Annotated in this window: 8 protein-coding genes and 1 pseudogene; 3 read left to right on the top strand and 6 right to left on the bottom strand. The window is 62.2% G+C overall.

What is annotated here, in order from left to right:
• Window positions 1–203 (top strand): annotated as a pseudogene (locus EOA33_RS18285) (pyridine nucleotide-disulfide oxidoreductase); the annotation flags it as partial.
• 58 nt (window positions 204–261) lie between these two features.
• Here EOA33_RS18285 and EOA33_RS18280 read toward each other — a convergent pair.
• From EOA33_RS18280 to EOA33_RS18265, 4 genes are all read right to left on the bottom strand, one after another.
• Window positions 262–1,152: an ankyrin repeat domain-containing protein gene (locus EOA33_RS18280; RefSeq protein ID WP_126055181.1), complete on the bottom strand. Its 891-nt coding sequence runs from the start codon at window positions 1,150–1,152 to the stop codon at window positions 262–264.
• A 181-nt stretch (window positions 1,153–1,333) separates the two neighbouring features.
• Window positions 1,334–1,792, bottom strand: coding sequence for a CoA-binding protein (locus tag EOA33_RS18275; RefSeq protein WP_126055182.1), 459 nt, complete (start codon window positions 1,790–1,792; stop codon window positions 1,334–1,336).
• Entirely contained in the window at window positions 1,789–2,160 is a 372-nt protein-coding gene (locus tag EOA33_RS18270; protein ID WP_126055183.1) for a 2Fe-2S iron-sulfur cluster-binding protein, read from the bottom strand. The genes EOA33_RS18275 and EOA33_RS18270 overlap by 4 nt, the downstream gene beginning before the upstream one ends.
• The gene (locus EOA33_RS18265) at window positions 2,157–3,512 is read right to left on the bottom strand and encodes a selenium-binding family protein (protein ID WP_127406229.1); all 1,356 of its coding nucleotides are present in this window, start codon (window positions 3,510–3,512) and stop codon (window positions 2,157–2,159) included. The genes EOA33_RS18270 and EOA33_RS18265 overlap by 4 nt, the downstream gene beginning before the upstream one ends.
• A 427-nt stretch (window positions 3,513–3,939) precedes the next feature.
• Here EOA33_RS18265 and EOA33_RS41520 point away from each other — a divergent pair, with 427 nt between their 5' ends.
• On the top strand, window positions 3,940–4,245 hold the full coding sequence (locus tag EOA33_RS41520) for a hypothetical protein (protein WP_348628246.1): 306 nt from the start codon (window positions 3,940–3,942) through the stop codon (window positions 4,243–4,245).
• A gap of 24 nt (window positions 4,246–4,269) precedes the next feature.
• Here the strand turns inward: EOA33_RS41520 and EOA33_RS18250 are convergent, their stop codons facing one another.
• Together EOA33_RS18250 and EOA33_RS18245 are read right to left on the bottom strand one after the other, a co-directional pair.
• Window positions 4,270–5,271, bottom strand: a complete 1,002-nt coding sequence (locus tag EOA33_RS18250; protein WP_127399996.1) for a L,D-transpeptidase — start codon at window positions 5,269–5,271, stop codon at window positions 4,270–4,272.
• A 164-nt stretch (window positions 5,272–5,435) separates the two neighbouring features.
• Window positions 5,436–6,728 carry a mechanosensitive ion channel domain-containing protein gene (locus tag EOA33_RS18245; protein WP_126055186.1) on the bottom strand — a complete coding sequence of 431 codons (1,293 nt, stop codon included), beginning with the start codon at window positions 6,726–6,728 and terminating at the stop codon, window positions 5,436–5,438.
• Between the two features lie 220 nt (window positions 6,729–6,948).
• Between EOA33_RS18245 and EOA33_RS18240 the strand changes: the two genes are divergently transcribed.
• Window positions 6,949–7,249 (top strand): DUF87 domain-containing protein (locus EOA33_RS18240; RefSeq protein ID WP_145989188.1); only part of this gene is annotated, 301 nt, incomplete at its 3' end.

The following is a 7,249-nucleotide window of genomic DNA, read 5'->3' as shown; positions in this document are numbered from 1 at the left end:
GCTACCGGCCGGACTACTCCTGGCTGGAGCTGCCGGTGCTCGACCGCTGGGGCCACGTCCGTCACGACGGCGGGGTGGCCGACCATCCGGGCCTCTACCTGATGGGAATGCAGTTCCTGCGCCGCCGCAAGTCCGCGCTGATCGACGGCGCCGGCGATGACGCGCGTGATCTCAGCGACCATCTGGCGGCGTATCTCAGGTAAGGTTCGATCTGCTAGCCGACGCGGGCCCATAGCAGCAGTTGTGCAAGAGATCATCGATTCAGGGCAGCGGGATCGGCTTGTCACTGAGTGTGCGCAAGTAGGCGATCAGGTTGACCCGTTCGGTCTCGTCCGGGACGCCAGGCGTCTCCATCTTAACGCCCGGCGTGGTAAGCATAGGCCCGAAGAGATATCTGTTCAGGTCCTCGTACGTCCATAGCCCCTCCCAGCCCAGCAAGGTATCGGAGTAACGCATGTCTGCCACGGATGCCTTGTCGCGGCCGACGACGCTCCATAAGTTGGGTCCTATCTTGTTCCCTCCCTGCGGTTCGGCAGTGTGGCAACTGACACACACGCGGGCGAAGTAGGTTCGACCTTTCTCGACATCGGCAGAAGCCAATTTCATTGAGATCGGAGCCGGTGTTGGCAAGACAACCCCGTGCGACAAAAGATAGGCGGCAATTTCGGCTTGCCCCCGGCTCTTTGCGATATGGAGCGGCGTCTTGCCGCCCGTTGTCTTCGCATTCACGTCTGCGCCGGCCTCGACCAGCGCCCTCACACAATCGAGACAATCGAGAGTGACGGCGACGTGGAGGGCGGATTCGCTGTCACGGTTGGAATTTGGATCTGCATTCCGCTCCAGCAACAGATTTAACAGATCGATCTTGTCTTTCCCCACGGCCGCCATCAGCGGAGGGCCCCAAGCCGTCTGGGCGTTGACGTCCGCACCACGTTCTATGAGCAATTTTGCCGCATCGATGTGGCCCAGCATCACCGCAAGATAGAGCGGCGTGGCAGTGCCATCGCTCTCATCTATTCCGGCACCTGCATCGAGTGCCGCCGTGATCGCCGCGACATCGCCCTCCATGGCGGCGTCGTGGATGGCGGCGGCATGCGATACAATCGGAATGTGTGCAAGCACTAACAGAATGAAAAGCAAGAACCCGCGCATTAGCATCTCCCAAGGCAAGCCTGAGGATCCGGCACGATTTCGAGATTGCAAAGTCTATCTCAAAATCCCCGATCGCGACAATGGCTTCGGGTGTATGAGCCCACGGCCTAGCAGAACCAACGCCCAACACCAAAGGGACCAGGTTGGTCACCGCCGACACGCCGAATTACGTGACCTGCGATCATATCCCCAAATGCAGCTTCGGCTTCCAGAAGGGGCGGAACAATTCGATCTTGGGACAGCGGTTCATCACCACTTTCAAGCCCGCCTCCTCCGCCAGCCGGGCGGCAGCATCATCCCTCACCCCGATCTGGCCCCACAGCACCTTGGCATTGATGGCGATGGCCTCCTGCGCGACCTCCAGCAGATCTTCGGAGCGGCGGAAAACCTCGACCATGTCGACGGGCCGGTCGATGGCCGCCAGCGAGGGATACACTTTAAGCCCTCGAATTTCCTCCACGCCGGAACTGGGATTGACCGGGATCATGTCGTAGCCGGTTTCGTGCAGCACCCTCAGGACACCATAGGAAAACTTGGTTTTGTCGGGGCTGGCGCCCACCATCGCGATGGTTTTGACCGATTTCAGGATCTCCTGCAGATAAGCCTCCGGATAGGGCTCATCATGGTTCATATGGGTCATTTCTTGTCGTCCAGCGGGGTCGCAATATCGGCTTTCAATTCATGCGCGGCCAGGGGGTCGAGGAACGGGTTGCGATAGAGCCTGTCGTGGCTTTCGACGCCGACCTCCAGCGTGCAGTCGCTCAGCGGGCGGGCAACGCAGAGGATGATGTAGCCATTGGCGATCTGGCGGTTGTTCAGCGCCACCTGCGCCTTCTGATCGACCTTGCCGCTGATCATCTTGGCCGCGCAGCTTATGCAGCCGCCATATTTGCAGCCATAGGGCAGGTCCACGCCCTGCTCGCGCAGGCTCTGCAAGAGCGGCTTGCGGCGATCGACCTCAAAGGCCGCGCCGCCCTGGTTGGCGAGCGTGATGGTGAAGCTGGTCATACCCAGATGTCGCTCGTGCAATCACCGCCGGGATAACGGGTTTCGTGACAGCGGCTTGGTCCATTCGGTTCCTTGCCGAAATTGACGACAAAGCGCGGATCGATTGCCATGCCGCCGTTTTCGGTATCGCAATTGACCATCAGCATGCAGCCGCCATTGGTGCGGATTTCCGGATAGAACTGGTTGTCCCAGGTCGAGAACAGTGAGGTCGTCACATAGAGCCGCTTGCCATCGAGGCTGAGCTGTATCATCTGCGGCCCGCCGGTGACTTTGACGCCATTGACCTCGGGAGCGCGGCCGAGCAGTCCGCCCATCCACACCTGCCCGGTCAGCCTGGCGTTGTGCGGGTCGGAGATGTCGTACTGGCGGATGTCGCCATGCAGCCAGTTGCACAGATAGAGGTACCTGTCGTCCATGCTGAGCAGGATGACCGAGATCACGCCGGGTATCGGGATCGGCCATTCGGGATGCGGCTCATTGTCGACGTCGACAATCTTTTCCCATTGCCAGTCGCCCGCCGCGTCCTTCCACCAATGGATGATGTTGGCGGAAAGCGCCGCGCCGACAAAACCGTGGCTGCTGTCGGGATTGTGATGGAAGCGCACTTCCAGCGGGATCAGGCCATCCTCACCAAGATAGAATGTCTGCCTTGGCTCCTTCTTCTCGAAATCCCAGAAATGGATCTCGCGGCCATATTTCAGATGACCGACCTCTTCGAGGTCGAACCCGGGCATGAAGGTGTTGGGCGCGGCCCATTCCGAGCTGACCATCACGTTGTGCCGCGGCTGGTACCAGAAATCATAGCCGAACTTGATGCCGCCCATGGAGTTTTCCCAGCGGCCGACGATCTCGAACTCCTTGCTGAGCTGCAGATAGCCGCCGGGGGCATTGCCTTGCGCGTCGCCAAGCATGGAGACGATGATATCCGAGCCGAGGCAATGCACCGTGTGCGGCGCCGAAAGATTGGTCCTGGCTTTGATCTCGGCGCCGTCGATGACCTTGAACAGGGTCGGATTGCGCGGATCGGTGCCGCAATCGACAATATGCAGATTGGACGAGCGCACACCCGGCACAATCAGGTATTTCCGCTCCATGCTGGCATCGCCATGGCACGACGAGCAGGCATTCCAGCCCGAGTGATGCAGCTCATCGCCGATGCCCGGCATTTGCAGGCGTGAAATCACCTGGCTGTAGGTCGGGCTCTGCGGGTCGACATCGATGGTGCACAGATAGTCCGGCTTCTGAATGCCCGTGCCGGTGTAGATGGCAATCGTATAAAGCAGCTTTTCGCGCGGTGCCCGCATCGCCTCGGCGGGAGAAGCATAGCCCGGTCCACAGCAATGATTGGTCATGGGCACTTCCCTCTGAACAGGTCACCGGCCGGCCCCAAAGGAGGTCAGGCTGGAATGTTAGTGCATGCTTGGCGCTGGCGCTACGGTGGTGTTCGGTGAAGCGCAGCGCGATGTCCAACCCGGCGACCCAGCACCGAGCGGCGGGACAGCGGTCGTTCTCGCGCGTTATTCCATTAGGAGTAACTAATGTGCGTTTCGTGGTCGTCCAAGAGCCGACCGACACTTGGGCCGTGTTTGACACGATCGCTGACGAGCCCGCGGGTTTCGCAAGCCAATGCCTCATTGGGTTGACGCGTGAAGAGGCTGAGTGGTTGGCGTCAAGGTGCAATCAACAAATGTCGCGAAACGTTCGGCGCGTTCAGGACACGCCGCGGAACGTTGTGCCACTGATGGCGAGTGTGAATGAAACGATTCGTCGGCAGGCCACATGATGACCGAAGAAGCGATGGCTGCTGTTTTGGCAGTCAGGAACACGGCAGCCGAGATCCTGGGTGTAGTTGACAGCGCCAACAAAACCGATGCCGCTGTCGACGTCCGCCGTCTGGGTGAGGCCGTCCAGTTCCTCGCCAACGCTCCAATCCTTGGCTACGATGTTCGCGGCCATGGTTTTGTACGGCGACCTCGGGACGCCAACGCTTCGCGCCAGAGATTGCGAGCAGTTGTGGGCCAAATACGGAAAGGCCCTGCTCGCGTATTGATGAGATCAGATTGGAATGACCTTATCGGCTGCTGAAACGCGCGCCGCAAACGCGCGAGCCTACTGAGACGTGTCGCCCGCGTTCGCCATTTCGTCCTTGAAGCTCACCTTTGTGCTTTTCCGCACCATGGCGGCGAGGTCCTCGGCATCCCAGTTGGTCAGCCTGATGCAGCCATGCGAGAAGGTTAAGCCGATCTTGCCGGGTTCGGGCGTGCCGTGAATGCCGTAGCTTTCAATGGAGAGATCGATCCAAACCGAGCCCACGGGATTGTTGGGGCCGGCCGCAATGGTGAACGGCCGCTTGGCCTTGACTCCCTTGAAAGCGAAGTCCGGATCGTAGTGATAGGTCGGATTGCGCACCACGCGCTTGACCTCCGCCTCGCCATTCGGCGCCGGCTTCTCGGCGCTGCCAATGGAAGCGGGGAAGACTGCGAGCCATTTGCCGGAAGGATCAAGCACGCGCACCTGGCGGGCGCCCTTGTCGACCTCGACGCCGGCAATGGCGGCGGGAGGATCCCCCCGGCCAACATCCGGCACCAGCAATTTCGTGCCGGCCTTCCTGAAGCCGATGCCAGGATTGAGCCGCCTGAGCAATTGCTCGCTGATATGGAAGCGCTCCGCCAGCCTCTCCGTGGCATTGTGATAGCCGAGCCTCGGCAGGCGGGCCATCCGCTCCATGCGGGCCGGGATATGCCTGGTAAAAGGTCCGCGCACATCCTTGCGCGTCAGCTCATAGGTCACCAGAGCCGGGCTCGCGGAGGTTGCCATCAGCCTGTCCCAGGTCTCGCGCGTGAGCTTGCCATCGGACGGCAATCCATTCGCCGTCTGAAAGGCCCTGACCGCCCTGGCGAAATTTTCTGATGCACGGCCCTCGATCAGGCCTGGCGAGAAGCGGGCGCGATCCAGAAGAATCTCTGCCTTCAGCAGGACGGGGCTGAAGCCTTTCGGTTCCTCGGCGGTGAATTGCGCCTCGTTGACGGTGGCTGGGTCCAGCTTGGCCGCCCCTGCCCCGCCGCAAGCGAGGGCAAGCGCCACAGCGACCAACAGAACGAGCCGGGGCATCGATGTCACTCCACGAAAACCTGCTTGTATTATGACGCGGCAGGGCTCTTCTGGTTCCGTTCACTCACAGCTGCAGGGCAGAACCTGACCAGATGAGGCACTCCAGCCGGCGATGAAATGGCGAGGGTCTTGCAATCTCGCGATGCGACGCCCGGCCGCCGTCCTTATCGCCCGCTCGGCGCGCCCGGCTTCATGATAATCTCGCGATGCGGATACGGAATGCTGATGCCGTTGGCCTTGAACGTGTCCCACAGCGCCAGCAGCACCTTGCCACGCACGTTGGTCAGGCCTTGCTGGGGGTCGCGGATCCAGAAGCGCAGGACGAAGTTCAGCGAGGAGTCGCCGAAGTCGGTCAGCCAGCAGACTGGCCGCCGATCGGCCTCGACCCGGCCCACGCTGATCGCCGCCTCGATCGCCAGTTCGCTGACCTTGTGCGGGTCGGCGTCGTAGGAGACGCCGAAATTCACGTCGAGCCGCACCAGGTTGTCGCTGAACGACCAGTTGATGACCCGCTGGGTGATGAAGTCCTCGTTGGGGATGAGGAACTCGCGGCCGTCGCGCGTCACCACCGAGACGAAGCGCGCCCGCAATTCGCGGATCCAGCCGAACGTGCCTTCGAGCGAGATCGTGTCGCCAGGCTTGATCGACTTGTCGAGCAGGATGATCACGCCGGAGACGAAGTTGGAGACGACCTTCTGCAGGCCGAAGGCGAGGCCGACGCCGACGGCGCCGGAAAACACCGTCAGCGCCGTCAGGTCGAGGCCGACGGCGGAAAGCGCGACGGCGCCGGCCACCAGCACGAGGCCGATCTTGGCCACCTTGCCGACGAGGACGCGGATCGACGGCGTCAGTTCCTCGGAGAGGCGGACGCGCTCGTCGATGTAATTGCCGACGACCACCGCCAGCCAGACCGTCGCGACCAGGAGCAGCGCCGCCTTCAGCACCATGAGCGCCGAAAGCCGGACCGCGCCAAGCGGGATCGCGAGGCTGTCGAGGACGGTGGCCGCGTCATCGCTGATGTGCAGGATGACAAGGGCCGCATAGATCCAGGCCAGCCAGCCCAGCGTGCGCGCGACGAGGCGGTTGCGGATGATGCGCGACAGCACCGTCGCGAACAGCCACGCCAGCGCGAGCAGGAGCGCGACCTGGATGAGATGGGTGCGGCTTGGCCAGGTGACGGCGCGCAGCAGGCTGAGCGCGGCAAACAGGAAAAGCGTAAACAGGATCCAGTCTGTGCGCCGCAGCAGGGCGATCACCACCCGCAACAGCCCGGGATGGCCCTTGATCTGGCGTGCCTGGCCCTCCACCAGCGGCTCGACGCGCAGCGCCGCGAGCTTAGCCAGCGCGAATAGCGCGGCGATGATGCCGACCTGATAGACGAACCACGGCGTGGCGGCATAGTCGAACCATCCGCCGGCCCAGGCCAGCGACCGATCGATGGCGTCGCGAAAATCCATTTGCCACGACCACTTGGCTAAGGAACTGCAACTTGTGATCCACAATGTCGCCGGGCTTGGCAATGGTCAAGCAGAGCTTGGCTGCGTGCTCGGGGTTTGCGCGACCAGGCGTAAGCGGTCACCGAAGAGCTGGGGAACAACGGCCCGTCCATGTCCGGCGCGCTCGACCCGCCGCGCTTCGGTTGATAAGGCCCGCAGGGAAACTTTTTCGAGTCGACAGATGACGGTTGCGATCGAGATGGGCGAGACGAGCGCGGGGGCCACGGCGGCGCTCGACCTCGAGGAGCTTTTGGCGACCCGCCTTCTGGTGCAGGGCAATTCCGGCTCCGGCAAGTCGCATCTCTTGCGCCGGCTGCTCGAACAGAGCGCGCCCTGGGTGCAGCAGACCATCATCGATCCCGAGGGCGACTTCGTCTCGCTCGCCGAGCGCTTCGGCCATCTGGTGATCGATGCCGAGGAGCATACCGAGCGCGGCCTGCAGGCGGCCGGCGAGCGGGCGCGCATCCACCGCGTCTCCACCG

Source organism: Mesorhizobium sp. M4A.F.Ca.ET.050.02.1.1 (assembly GCF_003997725.1).
Lineage (GTDB): Bacteria > Pseudomonadota > Alphaproteobacteria > Rhizobiales > Rhizobiaceae > Mesorhizobium.
The sequence above is the reverse complement of the archived record's forward strand: the minus strand, read 5'-3'. Positions and strand labels throughout refer to the sequence as shown.